The sequence below is a fragment of the Streptomyces sp. NPDC107654 genome (assembly GCF_055639035.1).
In genome coordinates this window covers 22,382-42,471 of the sequence record NZ_JBVKBI010000041.1, presented here as the reverse complement: position 1 = coordinate 42,471, position 20,090 = coordinate 22,382, and the positions used below count along the sequence as shown (strand labels likewise).

The window sequence follows — 20,090 nt, the reverse complement described above, 5'->3', positions numbered from 1 at the left end:
GGACTGGTACAACTACCACCGACCCCACACCGGCATCAGCGGCCAACCACCAGCCAGCCGCGTCACCAACCTCTCCGGACAGCACACCTAGAGCGCCTGAGCGAGACCCGGCAAGCCGACCTCGGCCTGGACGGCAGCGCCGGCCTCGGCGACCTGAACCTCGTCTCCCGCGTGTTCGGCGAGGAGATCCTGCCGCTGTGGCAGTGGAAGCCCGGCTCGAACGTGGCCGACGGCGACCGCGTCGCGGAGATCCGCCTCGGTCAGCAGTACCTCATCCTCGCCCTGCGCACCGACGTCGACGGCGAGGGCGACGTCGGGTTCGACGTGATGGTGCCGTGCCCGCACGACGACGAATGCACCGGCCGGGCCTGGGTGCCCGCCTACAGCGTCACCTGCCTGTTCCGCGCCCTCAACGGCGACCTGGACGACGACGAGGACATCGTCTGCACCGCCCACGGCCCGAACAACGGCGACGACCAGGACGACGACCTCGAGGCGCAGGACCTCGAAGTGATCCACGGCTGACGGACCTCCGTGCCGCCCCGACCCCCGCCACCACGCCGGGGCCGGGGCGGTCGCGGTGGTCCCTCACCACCGCGATCACGAGAGGAGACGGACGTCATGACCCAACCCCCGTACTACGAGGTCGACGTCCCCATACGGAGCACCGAGACGCCCACCCTTCGCGGGGTGCACGTCTTCACCGGCTGGGCCGACAACCGCGACGCCGCCATGAAGGCCGCCCACGAGGTCTACGACGCGGCCCGCGCCGCAGCGGAGGCCGGGCGCGAGATCCCCCACGACCGGCCGGACGGCTGGTCGGCCTGCGGATACCGGCCCGGCTGGGAGCTCGACTGGCCCGCCGCGAAGGCCGGCCCCTGGAGGAGCCCGTACAGCTGGCTCAACTCCAAGCCCTTCGAGATGTAGCTCTGCCCCGGGACAGCCGCACGTGCTTGGCGGCTTCGACGGCTGCCCCGGGCCCACCCAACCCGTGCAAGACGAGAGGGAGATCCTCAGTATGGACTCCGTTCTGCGTGCGCAGGGCCGGATCGGCTCGCGCACCCTCCTGATCACCAGCACCGCCCTGCCGCTGACCGGCTGGGCGATCCACGCCGCCGCGCTGCACAAGCAGCTCGCCGCGACCCGGAAGGACCCGCTGACCGGCCTGCTGCGCCGCGACGCCTACACCGCCCGGGCCCGCCGGCTCCTGGCCCGCCACGGCGACGACACGACCGTGGTCATGGTTATTGGAGTACGTGCGGGTTCCTTCAAGGCTGTGTGACACGGCGGATCCGCATCTCAGCAGCTAGATCGCTCTGTGGCGGGCCTTCACTCGAAGGTGTGGGATCTCCGCAGTAACTCGCAGATTCCACGAGTGGTGCCTGTAATTTCCGGGATCGTGTCAGATTCCGAAAGTCGTCTGCTGAGGCTCCTCAGCCCTGCGGGGGATTCCGCCGCTCCGGTGGACCCGGCAGCCGTGGCGGTGGAGTCCGGGCTGGCGGACGTCGTGACGCTACAGCGCCGCCGGCAGGCCCGGGTTTCCGCCCATGATGAGGAGAGTTTCTTCCTCGACACGCTCTCGGAGTACCAGTGGGCCCGGGACGCGGCAGGTCTGGCACCGGCCACCCTTGATGGTCTGGTCAAGCCAGTGATCGAAGTATGCAACTACTACGGCACGGTTCCCTGGCAGCTGTCGCCGAGAGAGGTCGACCGGTACTTCGCGGGACCTGGGAAACGAGCGCCTTCGACCCTGCGCGCGAAGATCAACAAGATCGACGCGTACTTTGCCTTCCTAGAACAGCGGTATGCCGGCGAGATCATGCGCCGCTTTGGTGCTGCAGTTGAGTCACCGATCGACCTGTTCAACCGGCCCCGGCACCGTGGGGACTTCGGACTTCGGATCCCGCCATCACAGACGGCGATGCGCGACTTCTTCTCGCGCTGGCGCGAGGACCTACCGAACGCACGGAAGTACTTCGTCGCCTGCCGCGACTACGTGATGACCAAGGTCGCGTACCTGTCCGGTGTCCGTGCCGCAGAGCTGTGCGGGGTGTGCATGGGTGACATTCACTGGGAGCACGGCCAGTGGGGTCGCTTCGTTGTCGAAGGTAAGGGTGCCCGCGCTTCCGGGCCCCGGCCTCGCGAGGCGTACATGTTCCAGGAGGGGCGCGACCTGTTGTGGTGGTACATCGAAGAGATCCGGGGCGAGTTCGGGGACGACGCCGAACACCCACGGGCGCCTCTGTGGCCGTCGGAACGCAAGCCGACTGCGGTAGCGGCTCTGAATCTACCGATCGCCCCGGCGATCGTCCCTTCTACCTTCCGGCGGTCGCTGCACGCCGCGGCTACGAACTACCTCACGGGCCCGGTCGCCGACCTGTTCCCGCACCTGCTGCGGCACGCCTGCGCGACCCATAACTACGAGCGCGGGATGACGTTGTGGGAGGTGCAGAAGGTCCTCGGGCACGACTGGGCCACCACGACACTTCGGTACATGGCGACCGCGCACGCCGATCCCGAGGTGGCGAACTTGGCCGCGAGCTCGCAGGCGGCGCAACGACTGGTGATGGACAGGGGGAACCTGCGGTGAAGTGGAATCTGCGGATGGTGGCGGCCCAGCGTGACCTGTGGCGGCCTACCGAGGTGCTAGCGGCCTTCCAGCAGGTGGGGTTCAACCCCTCGCTGAGCAAGGTCGCCGCGTTGTGGGGCGGTGCCCCGGTCACAGTCCGCCTCGACGACCTCGACAAGATCTGTACGGCGCTGAACTGCACGGTTGCTGATCTGCTTCAAGCGGAGCCGCTCGCAGACACACAGACGGCGCCGGAGTCCGGCCAGCAGGCCGTTGGCGCTGAGACGCAGCTGCCAGCCGGCCCGCTGCGGCCGGTGCCGCGTGCCCGGCACGGCAGCGGGCCTCGCTCGCTGCCGCCGAGCTGACAGCCGATGGGGGCGGACCGGGGTGTGGCCCGGAGTTGCGAGTCGTGTCTGGGCTGGGTCCTGTTGCACCACAGCTGGGTGTGCGCGGGGTGCAAGGGCTGGCAGCAGAAACATCGAGGGCGAGGCGTGTGCCCGCGTTGCCGCCATGACGGCTACCTGAACACCGACGGCCTGTGCCGTTCCTGCCTGCAGGCCATCCGGGCCGAAGACGACGCAGAGTGGGCCCTGGGCATCGAGGGGGCGCGACCGCGTGCCCTTCAATTGACGATCGGGAGCTACCGAGACGGGTCGATTTCGGCACGGCCGTTGCGCCGGGGTGTGGGCGGCGGGCGCGATGTGATGGCGGATTGGAAGCGGAAGCTCAACCAAGCACGCACAAACCTCGACGAGAATCCTGCCGAGGTATTGAAGTCGGCGACTCGGGGGCAGGTTCCGCTGTTTACCCTGCCCAGGACGCTGACTGAGACGACGGTCAGGGCGATCGCCGACCGCCCGGTACCCGGCTGGGGCCGGGCGCGAGAGGTGCTCGTCGCATTGGCGAGCGAGCATCGTTTCAGCCGGGGGTGGTACTACAGGGTCGCCGAGATGGTGCGTCTCGCCTTGGCAGTCAGGGAGGCCGAGGGAACCGATCTGGTGCCCGAAGCGGTCCTGCGGGAGCTGCCGGGCAGAGGGGACGCGGTCCGTGTGATCCTCCTGCGCGCTGGGCTGCTGGCTGAGGCGTCGGAGCCTCTGCGGTTCTACCCGGCCGATCAGCCCAGCACGCCCTACATCACCGTTCCGGCACCCCGGCCGCCGCTCACGCCGCGCCAGTGCCAGGACTGCCATGCCTGGATCCCCGGTGGCTGGCGAGGGTTCCGCTGCAACCCCTGCAAGCACTGGCGCGAAAAGTACGCCCGAAGCCGGTGCCTGCGTTGCTGGCGCGAGGACCTTCCGTCGCGTGGCGGTCACTGTCGCGGGTGCTACCCATATCGCCTCCTCGACGAGGCAGGGAGTCACCCGGCGCGAGCCACGCAACTCCAGATCGACCTGCCCGCCGGTACTACAGCAGGGGTTCAGCCATTGATCGGAAACCAACCGCTCCGTGGTGCCGACGGGACAGCAGTGCCTCACGCCGCCCGCGGGCAGGAAACGCTCTTCAATACCCGGCGCGACTGGTCACCTGTGCTGGCCCGCCTGGGACGCCGAGGTCCTGGCGAATTGCCGCTGTCGGAAGAAGCTCGGCGGCTGGTCGAGGACTTCGACCAACTCATCCTCGATCGTCGGACACCTGACTACCGCAAGAACATCCGCACTCTGACCATCCTGGTGCACTGGCTCGGCGCTGAGAACGCCATCCTGGAGCGCGATGTCCACGATTTGGCCAGTTGTTCTGCGACTCTCGCGGCCAAGCCCGTCTGTCAGTTCCTCCGTTCTCATGGCCTGCTTATTGATGATCCAGACCGCCGCCAGGACGTGAATCTCGCATGGATCCAGGTCACGATCAGTGTCCTCCCGGACCCCCTCGCCAGCGAGATCCACGCATGGGTGACCCTTCTGCGCAGCCAGGGGCGCCGCGAGGGCGATGTCCGCGATTACCGCAGCATTCGCCGTTACCTCGCCCACATTGAACCCGTCCTCACCACGTGGACAGCCGCCGGCGTGACCACTCTGCGAAAGATCACCACTGACCACATTGAGGCGGTGGTATCCGGCCTGTCGGGACGAGAGCGCCAGCAGGTCGCGGTGAGCCTGCGCAGCTTGTTCAAGGCGCTCAAGAGGGAACGGATGGTGTTCCGGGATCCGACTCGCCAGCTGTCGGTCGGCCACCTCAAGGGGCTCCCGCAGTCCGTGCGCAGCGACCTCCTAGCCGGATTGATCGGTCACGCGAAGTCTCCGCTCAGCCGCCTGGTCATCGCCTTGGTGGCCGTTCACGCACTGCCTGGTGAAGAACTCCGCACGATTCGGACAACCGATCTCAACCTTGCCCGCGGCACCCTCGAAGTCCGCCGCGGCTTGCTGCGGCACACCCTCTACCTGGAGGAATTCACCCACCGACTCGCCAGCGAGTGGCTGGCCTATCGTCACCACCGCTGGCCGGCATCGACGAACCCCAACCTTCTCGTCAGCCAGAAGACTGCCCTCGACCCGGATCATCCGGTAGTCAGCAGAACATTGCTTCGCAGGACCCTCCCCAAGAACGTCACCCTCGTCGGCCTGCGGCAGGACCGCATGCTCAACGAGGCGTTTGCCACTGGTGATCCCCTCAAGCTGATGCGGCTTTTCGGGATCACCGCGCAGACTGCCATGCGCTATGTCAGCGCCGCCTGCCCGGAGCGCACCGCGAAACTGCCCAGGTAGTGGGCCTGCTCCGAGCCCGATGCCAGCTGAAAGCCCGTGGCGGTGTAGCAGTGGGTCCGGCATCATCCCCATGTGATTGTGATGCAACCCGTTCTGGAGATCTCCGCAGCCGACGACTTCGCGCTCTGGCCTGTTCGCGAGCACGAGTCATATGGCTACCTCGTGCTGAACGGAGAGCTCACTCCGGCGGAGGTCGGCACGGCGGTTATGCAGATCGCCGACTGCAACGACTTCGAGCCGGAGGAGGAGCACGGGCCGTGCCCGACCGACCCGCTCGGCGCCTTCCTGCACGGCTTGCTCACCATGCCTGACTTGTTCGCCGCCGGCGGCTTCCGGGTGACCGACAACGCCACCGACATCGTCTTCGTCGAGCCGGGCTGCTGCAACGGCTTGGAGACTTGGCGCGACTGGCTGGAGGTGCTCAACGGCACCGGCTGCGCCTACTTCGGCCACGATCCGTCCTCGACGGCTGAACGTCTTGGCGACATCGTCCGGCTGACGCTCGACGCCCACGAGACGGACAGCAGCCCGGTGATCGAGCTGTCGGTAGACCAGATAGGCACGCTAGTCACCGGCGCCCAGCAGGATTTGCAGGACTTCCTCAGCCTTGCCGAAACCTGGGCTGAACAACACCTGCCGGCACACGCTGCCGCCGTCACTGCCGCCCTGGCACGGGCACTGGACCTGATGCCTACATCATGACCAGCTTCGTGACCCACCGAGCTCGCGTGCACGACGCCCGGCTCCCTCTCCACCGGCGGCACAGCGCGTTGCGCACTTGCCTCACCGTTTTTGCTCCCTACGGCTTGCGGGCGACATACCACCACCTCACGCTCAGCGCGGCGATCCCCCGTCGGTTGGAGGCGGACCCGGACGCGCTGGCGCGGGCGGTGGAGGAACTGCACGAGGCGCGGGTGCTGTGGCTCGTGCGGGCAGACGAGTACGCAGCGCAGCGCCGGGCTGAGAAGCAGGCTGGGCGGCGGGCTGTACCGAACCCTCGGCCGTGGTGGCTGCAGAGTTGGTGGGAAAGCCCCGACCGGGCCTGGTTCGAAGACCCGTTTCGCCACCCGTCGCTGCGTCTGTCCGAGTACGTCCGGCGGCAGAACGCGATTTTGGACGGTGCTGATCCGCCCGGCTGCCCGGCTTGTGGGGATGAGGGACCACGAGTGCTGAGCTCGACCGGGCACGGTTGGGTCGAGCTGTGCCGTGGGTGCGCGCGGGCGCTGGCGCCATGTCCGTGCGGGCAGCGGCACCGGTTCGTGCCGGAGACCCCGTTCCACTGGAACGAAATCTGGCGACGGGCGCACATGAGCGATGACGGCACGCCGAACCCACATTGGCCTGCGGGCTAGCCGGTTGGATGCGGCACGGGGGGCTTGAGTGGCGGGCTCTTCAGATCGTTGCCCGCCGCGCAGGTGATCGTTGCCCGGCGCTCCTCGTAGCGAAGAGATATCACGGACACTGCTGGGAGGTCGCCAGCTGGTCACCACACGTCGACGGACCAGACGTCGCCCCTCTGATGTCCGTCTGGATCTGGGTCGCCTGACCCGTACGGGTCAGGGTCAGCGACGACGTGGATGCGGGCGGCGGACGCGGATACGCGAAAGCAGTCCATGTCACTCGACGTGGTGTGCTTGTCGAGTTCGATCGTGTGGCCCAGGGCCAGGATGGCGGTCTGCAGTTCCTTGAAGGGGACTCTGGGTGCAAATTCCCCGTACGCCCGCGAGAGCGGGGACGGCACGGTGCTCGGGGACTGGTCGTACAGCAGTCGTTGGATCTTCACGCCGAAGCCGAAGCACGACATCTGCCCTTGCCGCCCTGGCTGGTCCGGCGAGAAGTTGATTTCCACGAGCCCGTAGTCCCGCCGCAGTAGGCCACCACCGGGAACATCGAGGCATGTCGCCCCCAGGGCGGCTTCCCAGGCTTCCGGGTCGGCACCGAGGCCAACTCCCAGGACCTCACCGCAAACGGCGACGTGAGCGTAGAAGTCCAAAGCGGACACCCGCCAACTCCCTCAACTATCCGGACAGGGCACCCCTTGCTGATCTCCGCACAGGACAGGCGGACCAGCGCCCAGTATTCGGTGATCGTACAGAGCAGCCTGTCAGGGCAGTCGCCAGGTGAGTTCGTCGCCGTCGTCGAAGCCGAAGTCCCAGGCGGGATGCGTCTTTCAGATCAGCTGTGGTCTTCCCGATCCTCCTGGCAGAACCGGGCTTCGCTCACCATGTCCCGTCAGCTAGCCCGGAACCCGCGCGTGGGACCGCCGCAGCCATCAGCTGGCATGCAGGTTCCGGCTTACCAACGTTCAGGATTCCGGGAACCCGCGCGCTTCCGACGCCGACAGGTTCAAGGAGATCAACGACGGCCTCGGGCACGCGGCGGGCGACACCGTCCTTGCGTCGATCGCGGCCCGGCTCACGGCCTGGGCGGGCCCGCGCGCTGCGGTCGGCCGGCTCGGAGGCGATGAGTTCGCCGTGGTCCTGGAGCTGCCCGCCGAAGGCCGGGAGCAGCGCCTCGCGCAGCTGGTCCGGATGCTGCACACCCCGGTCACCCTGGACGACGGCCGCACGGTCGACGTCGCCGCCTCGGTCGGCGCTGCGACCCCGGACGTAATCGGCGGACGCGACCTGACGCGCCTGCAGAGGGCGGCCGACGCAGCCCTGTACGACGGGAAGCACTCCGGGAAGGCGATGCTGGCGACCGCAGCGCACGCCGCCACGCCGACCGTCAACGGGCGCCGCGCGGGCAGACCGGGCGCGGCCGTGTGGAGGCGAGTGGCATGAGCGCGACCCTTCCGCCGGCGGCCGACTGGATCCGGGGCATCAGCGTCAAGCAGCCGCACGCCGCCTGCCTTCTCTCCGGGGCCAAGACGATTGAGAACAGGCCCCGGGCCTGGTCGTGGCGCGGCGGGCTGCTGCTGCACGCGAGCCAGCAGACCGACCGGCCCGCCCTGCGTGTGCCGCTGATCGCCCGCACGATCTGCGGCCGCGACCTGTCGACCGGCGCCGTGATCGGCGTCGCCCGGCTGACCGGCTGCCACCAGGACGCGGACGGCTCCCCACCCTGCACCGAGTGGGCGCAGCCCGTGGCGTGGCATATGGAGGTCAGCGACGTCCAAGCCCTCGCCCTACCGAGCACCTGGTCGACCAAGTCCTCCAGCAGCTCCCGCACCTGCGGCCGTGACCGCCCGGCGCCGCCATCTGCGCGCGGTGCCCACACCGCCGGAGCAGCCCGTGGCGCCAGCCCGCTCCTGAACTGGCGCCACTACTCGCACTTCGGCCCGCCCGCACCGTGCGTGCTGTGCGGCACCACCACCCCGCTGAGCCCGTCCACAAAGTCTGCGCGGACCTCTGGAACGCACGGGGGGCGGCGGGACGACCGACCACGCCTGAACCCCTCACCTCCACCTGGAGGCCACACATGAGCAGCCCCCAGCCCGACATCGACCGCGCCCTCGCCTATCCCGAGCCGCCGGCCTCACCGCTCTGGCACCGCCGCGGCCCGAAGATCCGGCCGCTCACCCCCGCCCAGCAGCGCCGCAACCGCGAGCTCCTCGACCTCGCGCAGCGCACCCCTCGACCGCGCTCCACCAAGCCCCTGGCGGAGGCCCGCTGATGAACCCCCAGACGCACCTGGCCATAGACGGCTACGTCGACGCGATCCCGACCCCCGGCACCGGCTGGGGAACCGCTCGCTTCGACCTGATCTACTCCCCCGCCGACGCGGACCGGATCGCCCACGACGCCCCGGACACCGTGTACGCCTGCACCACCGGCGACCCGCGCATCGCCGACGTCCTGCTGAGCGAGATCCAGCCCGGCGACCTCGTACGCGTCACTGGCACCCTGGTCCAGCCCGACGACCCCGAGGCCCCCGCCCACGTCACCGTCGACGGCCTGGAAGTCCTCGAGGCCGCCCCGGCCTTCGTGCTCTACAACCTCGTACTGGAGCGGTTCGGGAACTACGTCGTCGTCTTCGACGCCGACCGCGACCAGGTCCCGGTATTCACCGCGTCCGGCCGCTGGGTCGGCGAGGCCGCCAACCCCGACGCGATCGGCGACCTCCGATGACGACCGCCCTCCCCGCGCAGCGCACCGTCCTGGAGCGATTCCCCGCCGGCCACCCCCGCGGCTCCTGGGCCGCCGACGAATACGCCGCCGCCAAGCGAGCCCAGGGCACCGACGCCCGGGTCGTCATGGACCTCACCAGCGACCAGTTCCTCGTGGTCACCGACTTCACCGCCCACTGAACCACCCAACCGAGAGGCGAACATGACCGAGACCGATTCGTTCGAGACGATCCGCTCCACCGCCGACGTGGTGCCCATGACGCCCGACGGCAGCGTCCTGTTGCTCGAGCGGGGCTGGCCCCCGCACAAGGGACAGCTCGCCCTAACTGGAGTATGGGCGGGTTCTTTGAGGGGCTGATCGGCGCGTCGTTCCATTTCAGATGGCAGGAGCGAGCAGACCGTGACGGTGGCGCTGCCGCCGTGCCTGCCCTGCACCGAGCTGGAGGGGCCGTGAGCGCGGAGGTGAGGATCGAGCCCGGGTGGAGGAGCGTACGTCCTGGGGCTGGGTGTCCCCGCCGTCGTGGTGCTGTGGGTCCTGCGTCGCTCTGACCAGCCCCGCTGAAGCCCTTCCTGACCTGCGTAGTACTGGGAACCTCAGCGGCGCCGACCCCTCGGGAAGTTCCGACGCCGCTTGCCAGGAACGGCCCCGCACGCTGGTGCGGGGCCGTTCTGCTGTGCGACTACCCTCATGGGCGCTGACTGGTTGAGGGCCGGGCGACGGAGCGGGTCCCAAGGACATGGCCCGTGCGGAAAACGATCGCGCTCAACACTGAACCTCACGTCATCGAGGTAGGCCCTCACGAGCTAGAGTCCCAAGCCGAGGTCTACGGGGACGAGTTCATCGACGCCTACGTGGAGCTCCAGGAGGCCCAGGCGGCGAAGGGCGTCGACCTGGAGAACCTGGAGGGCGCCGACCCGACGTCGCTGCGGAAGACGATCCGCGCGGTGCGGGTCCTTCCTCGCCCGGCAGATGCTGCCGGAGTCGCGGAGTTCTTCCTGCGCCTGGACGTCATCGTGGACGGCAAGGTGCTGGATTCGTTCCAGGACGCCGACGAGGCGGAGGCGTTCGCCGCCGAGCACCCGGGCGCGCGGGTGCAGCACGCGCTGCGGCTGCCGGTGCGGGCGGTCGCAGAGATGCTGGAAGCCGTCGTCGAGCTGTACGGCGCGGGTAGTGGGAACCGCCCTACTGGGTCGTCTTCCGGCTCTGTGAACAGGCCGCGGCCTGGTGGGACGCGTGGGACGGGGCCCTCACCCTCCAGGGCGTCAACCCGTACGAGTGGCCGCTGAAGCGGATGCTGAACGCTGTCGAGGCCCAGCTGGACGCGGGCGCGAAGGACGACAGCGAGCGGGCACGGAGGCGAGCGGAGCTGTGGGCGCCGCCGAAGAACGCCCGGGCCCGTGCGGGCGCGGCCAGCCGGCCGAGGCCTGCGGCGATGAGCGCGGGCGATGCGCAGGCGCTGATGGCTGCGCTGGTGGGCGAGGACACACGGCTGACGGGCCGCTAGCGGGGATAATCTGATCAACGGCCGTCCCGGGCGCTAACCGGGACGGCCACGCCGACTGGTTCAGGGCCGGGCACCCAACGCGAAGGCGGGGTTGCCTGGTGGCCAGCGAAGACGAGGACTTCGGATCCGTCCACATCACGATCGACCTCGATGACACAGGGGTCGTCGCCGATGCCCGCCAGCTGGGCCAGCGGATCCAGGACGCTCTGAACCGGGCGACGAACGGCATCGCCCGGTCAATCCAGCGGAACCTTCATATCAGCCTCCGCTCGCTGTCGGTGTCAATCCGGGTGGACCCGGACCTGTCCCGGTTCGATTCCCGCCTGCTGGCCGGGCTCGCGGGGATCGACTCGCTGAACATCCCGGTCGCGCCGGACGTCAGCGTGTTCATGGAGCGGCTGCGGACCCCTCTTGCCGGGGAGGAGGTGTCGATCCGGGTCGTTCCCGACCTGGACGACTTCGACGCTCGGATACGCCGGCACAACCCGCCCGACGTCCGGGTGAACGCGACGTTGACACCAACCGGTTCGCGCGGTCGCTGGCGGGCCTGGCCGGGATCGCGGGTGGTATCGGCCGGACCTTGGCGGCCGGGCTTACGACTCGGTGCGATCGGTATAACAGCCGCCGGGGCCGCGCAGGGCGTGGCGACCTTGGCGGGGGCGCTCGCCCCGGCGGTGGACATCGTGGCGGCGGCTCCGGCCGCGTTCCTCGGCCTCCAGGCGGCCATCGGAACGCTGAAGCTGCCCTGGCCGGTGTAGGGGATGCGTTCACGGCCGCGCTGACGGGCGACGCCAAGGAGTTCGAGAAGTCGTTGGAGGGGCTGGCCCCGGCGGCGCAGGCGGCGGCCAAGGAAGTGAGGGCGCTCAAACCCGGGTTCGACTCGCTGAAGTCGTCCGTGCAGGGGGCCTTCTTCAAGCCGCTGAAGGGGGACATCACCGCGGCGGCGAGCGCTCGGCGGGCCGCTGAAGAGCGGGATGACGGCGGTGTCCGGCGAGTTCGGGCGGCTGGCGTCGTCGGTGCTGGGGTTCGCGAAGTCGGCGTCGGCGGTCAACCTTGTCAAGGGCGTCTTCGCCGGGCTGAAGACCGAGATCGCCGGGACGCCACCGTCCCGTGCGCCGCCGTCGTCCCGGCCAGCACCCAGATCGTCGCCGGAGACGACGTCCGCACCGCCCGCTGGTGGCCCCTGGACCACCTGCCGGAGCGCCTGGCGTTCGACCACGCCGACATCCTCCATGCGGCCACGGCCTCCTGATCTGCGTCGGTGCGGCGTGTCGCGGTTTCCCACGAAATCCGGTGGAGTCTCAGCGGCCGGAACTGGTTGGGTCCTGCTCAATGCTTCGCTGACACGGCCCGGCACAGAGCGAGGCGCAAGGTCCGAAGCGCAGGGCGGTCTAGCCCGCGTGTCGTCGAGTGATGGAGGTTATCGCCGTGGCTGGTTATGGGGCGCTTTCCGATGTATACGAGTGGCTGATCGGGGACGACAGGTTGACCCCCGCCAAGGCAGCCGCGGTCTACTACAGTGATGTCGTGGGCTCTCTGCCGCCCAACGCGCGCGTCCTCGACTGCGCGTGTGGAACCGGCCAGCTCGCCGTCGGTCTCGCGAGTCTTGGCCTTGACGTGGTCGCCGCAGACGCCAGCATTGGGATGGTTCGCCGGACCGAGAAGGCCGCCGACGAGCAGGGTGTCTCGCTTCGAGCCCTCCGCGCGAGCTGGGACGAGCTGCCCGACCACTTGGAGGACTCCACGTTCGATCTGGTGTTCTGCGTCGGCAACTCGCTCGGGCACGCCGAGGGCGCAGCCGGGCGCCTGACCGCACTGGAAGCGATGTCGCGGCTGCTGAATCCGGGCGGACGCCTCGTGCTCACGTCACGCAACTGGGAGCTCGTGCGCTCCGTCGGCTCACGGGTAGATGTCCGCGATCGACTCATCCGCCGCAACGACCGCGATGCGGTCGTCAGCTACTACTGGCAGATCAAGCAGCGCTGGGAGCAGGAACACTTCCTTGAGATCGTGGTCGCCCAGATCGAGCCGGACGGGGCAGTGCGAGCCTGCTCGGAGCGGTTGTCCATCTGGCCCTACCGGTACGAGGACCTCGTGGCGCAGTTGCGGAGTGTCGGGCTCACGGTGGAGTCCACCACCTTCGACCCCGAGAGCGATGGATACCTGGTGGTCGCCAGCCGCGACCAGGCGCGAGGCATGTCTGAGCCAGCGCGCTGATTTGCCTTTCGTCGTCGTCCTGGAGCTGCCCACCGCCCGCCTCGAGCAGCGCCTCGCGCAGCTGGTCCGCATGTTGCACACCCCAGCCTTCCTCGAGGACGGTCGCACCGCCGACGTGGCCGCCTCGGTCGGCGCCGCGACCCCGCGTATGGTCGGTTCCCGCGACATGGCCGTTCTGCAGCGGGCCGCCGACGCGGCCGCCCTGTACGACGGCAAGCACTCGGGCCGCTCCGGCGAGCCCGTGCACAAGGCATGCGCGGAGGACTGGATCACCGCCCACCCCGTCGAGGGCCGCCTCGGGCGGTTCGCCTCCGACCTCGCGCCGAAGCCCACTTCCAAGGGCCAAGGCGACCACGCCTGACCTCCACCTGGAGGACCTCCATGAGCAGCACCGAACACGACGTCGACCACGCCTTCGCCTGCCCCGAGCCGCCGGCCGCCTCCCCGCTCTGGCACCGCCACGGCGCGAAGGCCCGCCCGCTCACCCCCGACGAGCAGCAGCGCAACCGCGAGCTGCTGGACATCGCCCAGCGCACCATCCGACCCCGCTCCCCCCGCCCCACCGACAACCTGGCGGAGAACTAGCTGATGGACACCAAACACTGCGCAGTCGACGGCATGGTCGACGCGATACCCGCCCCGGGCCCGCGCATGGGGACCGCCGCTTTCGACCTGATCGTCCGACTCGCCGACATCGACGCGCTCCCCGACGACGCCCCCGACACGGTCGTCACCTGCACCAGCGGCGACCCCCGGATTACTCACGAGCTGCTGAACAGCATCCAGCCCGGCGACCTGCTACGCGTCACCGGCATCCTGGTCCAGCCGCCAGCGCTCGGCGAGCCTCTTCGGCTCACTGTCGACGCCCTGGAGGTCCTGGACACCGGACTCATCCCGATCCTGCGGGACTTGGTGATGGACCGCTACGGCGACTACTGCGTCATCTTCGACTCCGACCGCGAGGGGGTGCCCGTCTTCACCGCGCTCGGACAGTGGGTTGGCGAGGCGGACAACCCCGACGCCATCGCCACCCTCATCGACCTCCACGAGCGCGAAAACGGCAGTGACGCCTGCTGGCCACCACCAGCCCACAGACCCGCACAGTCCTGGAGCGGTTCCCCGCCGGAGGCCTCCGCGGCTCCTTGTCGGCCGAAGAGTACGCCGCCAACCAGCGCGCCCAGGGCACCAACGCTCAGGTCGTCATGGACCTGCGCACGGACCAATTCCTCGTGGTCACCGACACCACCACCCAGTAGCGCCACCACGGAGCGCCGCGCCCCGCCCTTTGCCACCGGGCGTGGTACTCGGCATGTTCCTGCCCTCACCCCGAGCGGTGGGCACTCTTACTGATCGTTTCAGAATGAGATCTTGGTCTGATGTCTCGACTGAGATGGTGCTCAGTGGGCGATGGAATGGGTTGCCCTGGCGGCGCGTTGGCTCGACAGGACTCTGGGAGGAAAACCTTGTCGAGTTTGAGCTTCCCGTCGGCGCGGGCGGTCGGACGCGGAGCGGCCTGGTACCGCGGGGACTGCCATGTCCACTCCGTCCACTCGGACGGAAAACTCACCCCCGAAGAACTGACCGTCCGGGCGCGCGCTGCCAGGCTCGACTTCATCGCGACGACGGAGCACAACTCAGCCGCGGCCCCGGGTGTCTGGGGGCATCTGGCCGCCGATGACTTCTTGATCCTTCTCGGTGAAGAGGTGACCACGAAGACTGGGCACTGGCTCGCGCTCGGCATCCATCCCGGCGAGGTCGTCGACTGGAACTACCAGGTCAGGGACAGACTGGTTGACAAGTACCTGGACCAGGTCCACCGAGCAGGGGGCCTGTGCGTTGCCGCGCATCCGCATGCGCCCTACCCGTCGGGCAACTTCATGTTCCCCTTCCTCGGCTTCGACGTGGTGGAGGTGTGGAACGGACTGTGGACTTCGGACCGGCCCTGGAACGCTGACAACGAGGCGGCGCTGGCCGAATGGGGGCGGAGCCTCACTGCGGACCTCCAGTCGGGCTCGTGGCGGCCGGCGATGGGCAACAGCGACACCCACCTGGAAGGGCAGATCGGCATCCCTCACACCGTGGTCTTCGCCGAAGAACTGAGCACGGAGGCAGTCCTGGCCGGGATCCGCGCCGGACGCAGCTGGATCGCCGAGTCGGCGGACGTGGACGTGTCGTTCACCGCCAGTGCCGATGGCCGCGTTGCTGAGGTGGGAGAGCGGCTCGCGACTCGTGGTGGGCAGGTGGAAGTGCACGTGGCAGTACGCGGTGTGCCGGTGGGGGCCGTCAGCTTTCACACCGACCGAGGGAAGGTCCATCGAGCATCTCTTCCCGGTAGCGGGGCGGGAGTGGTGCAGTGGGACACGACGGCGGGGCAGTCGGCATTCGTCCGCATCGAGGTCCGTCATCCCAACGGGCACGTCGCCGGACTCACCAATCCGATCATCCTTGACTGACCCCTCGCTTCACCGTGAGATGCGCAGACGACGGAGGCAGATGAGGCTGCAGGCCAGTCCGAGCAGGCCCTAATGGAGGTCGGCGCGTCGTTCGTAGCGGATCCAAAGCCGCTTGAACTGGTGCAGCCAAGCGAAGGCCCGCTCCACCACCCAACGCACCTCGCCGAGCCCTGAACCGTGGGCCACCCCGCGTCGGGCGATCACCGGCTTGATGCCGCGCTTCCACAGCAGGCGACGGTACTTGTCGACGTCGTAGCCCCGGTCGGCACACAGGTGCAGCGGCTTGCGGCGAGGCCGTCCTCGCAGCCTCCCAGATCGGCGGGACCGCGTCGAGCAGCGGCAGCAACTGGGTAACGTCGTGGCGGTTGCCACCAGTCAGCGTGACAGCGAGCGGGGTCCGGTGCCGGTCGACTATCAGGTGGTGCTTGGAACCGGGACGGGCGCGGTCGACCGGCGAGGGACCGACGTGATCCCTTTTGAGGGCCCATGCGAGCCGTCAACAGCACAGTGCTCAAGATCCAACAGGTCGGCGCGGCGCATCTCGGCCAGCAGAGCTGCGTGCAGGCGTGGCCAGGCGCCAGCCTCGGTCCAGTCCGCAGCCGGCGCCAGGCCGTCACCCCGGAGCAGCCCACAGTCTCCGCGGGGACGTCGCGCCAGAACACACCGGTCCGCAGCACGTACATCACCCCGGCGAGTGCCGCCCGGTCGGGAACACGCAGTCTCCCGTGGCAGCGGCGACGCCGCTTAGGAGCGGGTGGCAGGAGTGGAGCCACGCGCTCCCACAGGTCAGGGGAACGAGATCAGCACCCACCCGAACACCTTGCCGACCAAGATTGCTAGACGCAAGACTCGCGGTTCAACTCATTCTGAAATGGTCAGGAATGTCCGATCCGTCTCACCTCGTGCGGCTACCTGCACCTGCTCACCGGCCCGGACGGCTCCCCCATCCCGCCCGCCGCCGACCGGATCGAAGACGTCCACAATCGGCTTCGCGACCCGGCCGCCGCCCGCGACGTCCTCGACCTCGACGGCCTCAACCTCCGTCCAAGACGCCTCCGGATTACCTACGGATTCCGCGAGTTGCTCGCCACCCTCACCGGCGGCGACCGACACGACATCACCCAGCTCCGGCTCCTACTCGACGCGGTCCCGCCGATTCGGGGAGCTCGGGGACGTCCCGCCACAACCCCGATGCCTGGGCTCCCCCTCGCCCCGTTACGGGCCATTGTGGGTCGGGCAGGGCACGGCGGCCCGACGCGTCAGCGGTCGGTGATTACGACGTAATCACTCCTTGCCACGGGCCAGCGGGCTTACCGATGGTTTCAGAAGGACAACGCCGCACGGGCTCCATCGCGTTCCCCGGCGGATCAGACCCAGCGGTAGTTGGTGTCGTCCAGGGGCGGCAGGAGGGCCCGGGCGGCGTCAATCGGTGCGGTCGGAGTGGTCAGGTCGGCGAGCGGAACAGGTGGGAACAGCCTCTTGTCGGCCGTGTCCTTGTAGTGACTCCAGGTGAGGTGGCCAGCGCCGGCGGTGTCGTCGTGCTCGACGGTGCGCAAGTGAGCGCGCGTGGAGTTGTCGATGTGGACGCGGAAGACGAGGTGGAGTTTGCGAGGCGGGGCGGGTCCGGGGCGGGTGACCATGGCGTCCTGGATCCACGTCAGACGCGGGACATCGATCGCTTCAGTGAGGTTCAGGCCCAGTTCTTCGTCGAGTTCGCGCGCGAGGGCGTGATGGATGGGTTCTCCGGCTTCGACATTGCCGCCTGGCAGGGTGTAGTGGTTCTGTCCGTTTTTGGTGCGGTGGATGAGGGCGATCTGTTCGCCGTTGAACAGGGCGGCGGCTACGCGGATTTTGATCCGGGTGAAGGGCTCGGCAGAGATCATCGGGGAGTGGCTCCTTCGGTGGGTGAGGACCGCTGCGGGCTGGGCAGGGTACGGTGGCCGGACGGTCGACGATCGGTGATTACGACGTAATCGCCTCCCTCCCCTACCGTCTTTGGGTGGGATGCCCGACGCAGTGGCCGTGTGTCTCCTCTCATCGGACGGAGCCAGCGTCGATCGCTGGAGCATCGTCGAGCCCGCCCCGGGATCCAGCTGGCGTCACGCGGGCATCTACAACATGGTCGTTCGACGTGCGCGCTGTTACGACGCCGACCACGACTGCCAGTCACGCTCGAGGGGAAGCGGCCATAGCGCCCACCCACGCCAGCGCACGCCCTGCACCTTTAAGGAGACGCAGGTAGCAAGGAGTTCGTTTTTCTCACGGCGGTGGTAGCGGGGCCTGTGGGCGGGGATCACAGTGGGTACTCCGAGACGGGGTCGGTGCCGCACCGGGGGCACTGCCAGGTGGTGGGAGCTGGTGGAAGGCGGAGAGCGGGGCGGAGGGCGCCAGGTTGCTGGGGTCTGCAGCCCCCAGCAACCGATGACCGGTCAGCTCAGCCGGGCGTCGGCGTAGGCGACCATGGCGTCCCGCTGGTATTCGGCCAGTCCGGCGGCGACCTGGTCGTAAGCCGCGCGCCACTGCGCGTCGTCGACATAGTTCTGCCCCAGGGCCCTGAACGCGGCCGCGTCCGGGGTCCACATCCGACAGACGCCCCGGTAATGGGCATCGACCTCGGCCTGCACGCCGGGGTCGGTCACCGGCGTGGCGGTCTGCATGAAGCGGGCCATGCGGACCATGGCCGCGGTCGCCTCACCCTGCAGCCGCTCCATGTCCGCCTCGGTGAGCGTGGCGGCGAACTGCGCCGACTGCTGCGCCTGGTCGGGCCACTGAGTGCGAGCGGGCGACTCGTAGCGGGCGGTGTCGAAGCCGGTGAAAAGGTTCTCCGGTCTGCTGATCTTTCCCATGTCGGGTGTCTCCTCGTCCTGCTCCAGTTGGGCGATGGTGCGGGCGACCGTGCGGGTGAGCACGTCGAGGCGGTCCCGCTCGGCCAGCAGCCTGCGCTGGTGCTCGCGCAGAGCGGCCACCTGATCGACCTGGTGCTCTAGGACCGCCGCGATCTTGCGCAGCCCCAGGCCCAGTTCCCGCATCAGCAGAATCTGCTGCAGCCGCAGCAGTCCGGCCTGCTCGTAGTAGCGGTGGCCGTTGCTGCCGGTGTACGCGGGAGCGAGCAGACCGATTTCGTCGTAGTGACGCAGGGTCCGGGACGTCACCCCGGACATCCGGGCTACGTCCGCGATCGACCAAGCCATAGCCGCACCTTCTTCGCCGGGCCGGTGTGTCCGGCCACAGGAGCGACCGTAGGAGTTGACGCAGCGGAATGCGCAAGCCGCACCGGACATGCCCTGACCCGTACCTTCCATCTTCGTCGGCTACCTGCACTTGCCCACCGAGCCGGACGGGTCGCCCGCCCCCACCCTGGCGACGGGATCGGAGACGTCCACAGGCGGCTCCGCGCCCTGGCTGTCGCTCGGGCCCTCCTGGCCTCGCGGCCCTCAACTCGCGCGTCCAGGACGTGGCCAAGACACCGGGCGTCTGCGAGTTGCTCGCCAGCCTGGCCGACTACGCGGGCCTGCCCGCCGGCCCCCGCCGCGTCGCCATCGGATGTGCAGGCGGTACACACACCGGGGAACCGGGCTCACCGAAACCCCTGGCCCGCGAAGTGCGCGCCCGCGGCTGCCAGGTTGCCGTCGAACACCTCCCGACCATTGACTCCGGCTAGCTGCCACTGCCAGCGGCGGGCGCCGCAGCGGCGTGCCAGGTTCGGGCGTAGCCCTCGCGGAGGGCTCCGCCTACGAGGGCGAGGATTTCCACCGCAGCATGGGCGAAGTCTTCGGGCTGGCCGTTCTGGCAGAGGCGGCGGTAGCTGTCCAGGAGGGCTCCCCCGTGTTCGGGGTCGGCCTGCAGCAGGCGGCGAGGCAGCCACTTTCCGCTTCCGGTCCATGCCCGGCGGTGGTCGAAGAGGAGGTCGGCGGCGGTGCTGAGGACGACGTTGGCCACGGCGAGGCGCTCGACGACGTCAGCGGCGTCGGCGAGGTCGTCTAGCGCCTCGGTGAGCACGTACCGCTGACTCTCGATCTTTGCGGAGTCCAGAGCGCCGGGGCCCTCACGGAGGGCGTCCTCCGCGTGCTGCTTGATGCGGGTGGCCGTTCCGTCTCGCTCGTAAAGCACGATTCCGTCGGCGTACATGCGCTGCATGACGCCGCGGCGTGAGGCTGCGTCAGCCGCGAAGAGCTCGTCGAGCCCAGCCCGTGTGTGAAGGAACAGCTCGACCAGCCGTTCCTCGAAGCGGAGGGTCTCTCGGCGAGTCTCACCCCCGTCCTCGATCACAACCGCGATGTCCAGGTCGCTGGTGGTGGTGGCGCGGCCGGACGCAGCGGAGCCTGCGAGGACCACGCTCAAGGCGTCGGGGAAACGCTCTGCAGCAAAGCGTCGCGTCTGGTTGACGAGGTGGGGGGGATCATCAGTGTGACTGCTCATGATTCACCAGGCTGGCACGCTCGCCACCGCCGTACCTAGGGATTTCACTCAAGCCCAGTGCTGGCCCTAGCCTTCCAGATCATGGCTGGGCCCGGGCCGCCTGGCTGTGATCCGCTGGATCTCGCCAGTAGTGCTTCGTGAAGGCGTGTTTGCCGT

The 20,090-nt window shown here is 68.8% G+C and carries 26 protein-coding genes and 3 pseudogenes; 23 read left to right on the top strand and 6 right to left on the bottom strand.

Annotation, left to right across the window (positions count from 1 at the left end):
- Positions 1-87: 87 nt before the first annotated feature.
- The 7 genes and pseudogenes from ACZ7N4_RS37965 to ACZ7N4_RS37935 form a co-directional block, all read left to right on the top strand.
- Positions 88-525 (top strand): annotated as a pseudogene (locus tag ACZ7N4_RS37965) (ATP-binding protein); the annotation flags it as partial.
- Positions 526-621: 96 nt separating this feature from the next.
- Complete coding sequence (locus tag ACZ7N4_RS37960; RefSeq protein WP_471368286.1) at positions 622-927, top strand: hypothetical protein; 306 nt, start codon at positions 622-624, stop codon at positions 925-927.
- A gap of 91 nt (positions 928-1,018) precedes the next feature.
- Complete coding sequence (locus ACZ7N4_RS37955; RefSeq protein ID WP_471368284.1) at positions 1,019-1,282, top strand: hypothetical protein; 264 nt, start codon at positions 1,019-1,021, stop codon at positions 1,280-1,282.
- Between the two features lie 180 nt (positions 1,283-1,462).
- A complete protein-coding gene (locus tag ACZ7N4_RS37950) occupies positions 1,463-2,590 on the top strand; it encodes a tyrosine-type recombinase/integrase (RefSeq protein ID WP_471368303.1) in 1,128 nt (375 codons plus the stop codon).
- Positions 2,587-2,934 carry a helix-turn-helix domain-containing protein gene (locus tag ACZ7N4_RS37945; protein WP_471368282.1) on the top strand — a complete coding sequence of 116 codons (348 nt, stop codon included), beginning with the start codon at positions 2,587-2,589 and terminating at the stop codon, positions 2,932-2,934. The genes ACZ7N4_RS37950 and ACZ7N4_RS37945 overlap by 4 nt, the downstream gene beginning before the upstream one ends.
- A gap of 63 nt (positions 2,935-2,997) precedes the next feature.
- Positions 2,998-5,271, top strand: coding sequence for a hypothetical protein (locus ACZ7N4_RS37940; protein WP_471368279.1), 2,274 nt, complete (start codon positions 2,998-3,000; stop codon positions 5,269-5,271).
- 81 nt (positions 5,272-5,352) lie between these two features.
- On the top strand, positions 5,353-5,973 hold the full coding sequence (locus ACZ7N4_RS37935) for a hypothetical protein (protein ID WP_471368300.1): 621 nt from the start codon (positions 5,353-5,355) through the stop codon (positions 5,971-5,973).
- A 781-nt stretch (positions 5,974-6,754) separates the two neighbouring features.
- Here ACZ7N4_RS37935 and ACZ7N4_RS37930 read toward each other — a convergent pair.
- A complete protein-coding gene (locus tag ACZ7N4_RS37930; protein ID WP_471368277.1) occupies positions 6,755-7,273 on the bottom strand; it encodes a hypothetical protein in 519 nt (172 codons plus the stop codon).
- 274 nt (positions 7,274-7,547) lie between these two features.
- On the opposite strand from ACZ7N4_RS37930, the gene ACZ7N4_RS37925 reads away from it, so the two are divergent.
- The 15 genes from ACZ7N4_RS37925 to ACZ7N4_RS37855 all read left to right on the top strand — a co-directional run bounded on the left by ACZ7N4_RS37925 (position 7,548) and on the right by ACZ7N4_RS37855 (position 15,515).
- Positions 7,548-8,054 carry a GGDEF domain-containing protein gene (locus tag ACZ7N4_RS37925; protein WP_471368298.1) on the top strand — a complete coding sequence of 169 codons (507 nt, stop codon included), beginning with the start codon at positions 7,548-7,550 and terminating at the stop codon, positions 8,052-8,054.
- Positions 8,051-8,695, top strand: a complete 645-nt coding sequence (locus ACZ7N4_RS37920) for an ASCH domain-containing protein (protein WP_471368275.1) — start codon at positions 8,051-8,053, stop codon at positions 8,693-8,695. The genes ACZ7N4_RS37925 and ACZ7N4_RS37920 overlap by 4 nt, the downstream gene beginning before the upstream one ends.
- Entirely contained in the window at positions 8,692-8,886 is a 195-nt protein-coding gene (locus ACZ7N4_RS37915) for a hypothetical protein (RefSeq protein ID WP_471368273.1), read from the top strand. Before ACZ7N4_RS37920 ends, ACZ7N4_RS37915 begins: the two co-directional genes overlap by 4 nt.
- On the top strand, positions 8,886-9,341 hold the full coding sequence (locus ACZ7N4_RS37910; protein ID WP_471368272.1) for a hypothetical protein: 456 nt from the start codon (positions 8,886-8,888) through the stop codon (positions 9,339-9,341). The genes ACZ7N4_RS37915 and ACZ7N4_RS37910 overlap by 1 nt, the downstream gene beginning before the upstream one ends.
- Complete coding sequence (locus ACZ7N4_RS37905; protein ID WP_471368270.1) at positions 9,338-9,520, top strand: hypothetical protein; 183 nt, start codon at positions 9,338-9,340, stop codon at positions 9,518-9,520. The genes ACZ7N4_RS37910 and ACZ7N4_RS37905 overlap by 4 nt, the downstream gene beginning before the upstream one ends.
- Before the next feature lie 22 nt (positions 9,521-9,542).
- Positions 9,543-9,698, top strand: coding sequence for a hypothetical protein (locus tag ACZ7N4_RS37900; RefSeq protein WP_471368268.1), 156 nt, complete (start codon positions 9,543-9,545; stop codon positions 9,696-9,698).
- A 386-nt stretch (positions 9,699-10,084) separates the two neighbouring features.
- Positions 10,085-10,627, top strand: coding sequence for a hypothetical protein (locus ACZ7N4_RS37895; protein WP_471368266.1), 543 nt, complete (start codon positions 10,085-10,087; stop codon positions 10,625-10,627).
- A gap of 5 nt (positions 10,628-10,632) precedes the next feature.
- On the top strand, positions 10,633-10,845 hold the full coding sequence (locus ACZ7N4_RS37890) for a hypothetical protein (protein WP_471368264.1): 213 nt from the start codon (positions 10,633-10,635) through the stop codon (positions 10,843-10,845).
- A gap of 98 nt (positions 10,846-10,943) precedes the next feature.
- Positions 10,944-11,603 (top strand): hypothetical protein, encoded by a 660-nt coding sequence (locus tag ACZ7N4_RS37885; protein ID WP_471368262.1) that lies wholly within the window; start codon positions 10,944-10,946, stop codon positions 11,601-11,603.
- Between the two features lie 53 nt (positions 11,604-11,656).
- Positions 11,657-12,097 (top strand): hypothetical protein, encoded by a 441-nt coding sequence (locus ACZ7N4_RS37880; protein ID WP_471368260.1) that lies wholly within the window; start codon positions 11,657-11,659, stop codon positions 12,095-12,097.
- A gap of 161 nt (positions 12,098-12,258) precedes the next feature.
- Complete coding sequence (locus ACZ7N4_RS37875; RefSeq protein WP_471368258.1) at positions 12,259-13,062, top strand: class I SAM-dependent methyltransferase; 804 nt, start codon at positions 12,259-12,261, stop codon at positions 13,060-13,062.
- A gap of 1 nt (position 13,063) precedes the next feature.
- Positions 13,064-13,423, top strand: a complete 360-nt coding sequence (locus ACZ7N4_RS37870) for a hypothetical protein (protein ID WP_471368255.1) — start codon at positions 13,064-13,066, stop codon at positions 13,421-13,423.
- Positions 13,424-13,443: 20 nt separating this feature from the next.
- On the top strand, positions 13,444-13,647 hold the full coding sequence (locus ACZ7N4_RS37865; RefSeq protein WP_471368253.1) for a hypothetical protein: 204 nt from the start codon (positions 13,444-13,446) through the stop codon (positions 13,645-13,647).
- 488 nt (positions 13,648-14,135) lie between these two features.
- Positions 14,136-14,318, top strand: coding sequence for a hypothetical protein (locus tag ACZ7N4_RS37860; RefSeq protein WP_471368296.1), 183 nt, complete (start codon positions 14,136-14,138; stop codon positions 14,316-14,318).
- Between the two features lie 207 nt (positions 14,319-14,525).
- Positions 14,526-15,515 carry a CehA/McbA family metallohydrolase gene (locus tag ACZ7N4_RS37855; RefSeq protein ID WP_471368251.1) on the top strand — a complete coding sequence of 330 codons (990 nt, stop codon included), beginning with the start codon at positions 14,526-14,528 and terminating at the stop codon, positions 15,513-15,515.
- 69 nt (positions 15,516-15,584) lie between these two features.
- Here the strand turns inward: ACZ7N4_RS37855 and ACZ7N4_RS37850 are convergent.
- Both ACZ7N4_RS37850 and ACZ7N4_RS37845 read right to left on the bottom strand, forming a co-directional pair.
- Positions 15,585-16,300, bottom strand: a pseudogene (locus ACZ7N4_RS37850) (IS5 family transposase).
- Positions 16,301-16,376: 76 nt separating this feature from the next.
- Positions 16,377-16,628 carry a hypothetical protein gene (locus tag ACZ7N4_RS37845; RefSeq protein ID WP_471368306.1) on the bottom strand — a complete coding sequence of 84 codons (252 nt, stop codon included), beginning with the start codon at positions 16,626-16,628 and terminating at the stop codon, positions 16,377-16,379.
- Here ACZ7N4_RS37845 and ACZ7N4_RS37840 point away from each other — a divergent pair.
- A pseudogene (locus ACZ7N4_RS37840) lies at positions 16,602-16,706 on the top strand (IS5/IS1182 family transposase); the annotation flags it as partial. The gene ACZ7N4_RS37845 and the pseudogene ACZ7N4_RS37840 sit on opposite strands and share 27 nt — an antisense overlap.
- 176 nt (positions 16,707-16,882) lie before the next feature.
- Here the strand turns inward: ACZ7N4_RS37840 and ACZ7N4_RS37835 are convergent.
- The 3 genes from ACZ7N4_RS37835 to ACZ7N4_RS37825 form a co-directional block, all read right to left on the bottom strand.
- Positions 16,883-17,398 carry an NUDIX hydrolase gene (locus ACZ7N4_RS37835; RefSeq protein ID WP_471368249.1) on the bottom strand — a complete coding sequence of 172 codons (516 nt, stop codon included), beginning with the start codon at positions 17,396-17,398 and terminating at the stop codon, positions 16,883-16,885.
- Between the two features lie 546 nt (positions 17,399-17,944).
- Positions 17,945-18,706: a MerR family transcriptional regulator gene (locus tag ACZ7N4_RS37830; protein WP_471368247.1), complete on the bottom strand. Its 762-nt coding sequence runs from the start codon at positions 18,704-18,706 to the stop codon at positions 17,945-17,947.
- Between the two features lie 466 nt (positions 18,707-19,172).
- Positions 19,173-19,934 carry a nucleotidyltransferase domain-containing protein gene (locus ACZ7N4_RS37825; RefSeq protein ID WP_471368245.1) on the bottom strand — a complete coding sequence of 254 codons (762 nt, stop codon included), beginning with the start codon at positions 19,932-19,934 and terminating at the stop codon, positions 19,173-19,175.
- Positions 19,935-20,090: the final 156 nt, after the last annotated feature.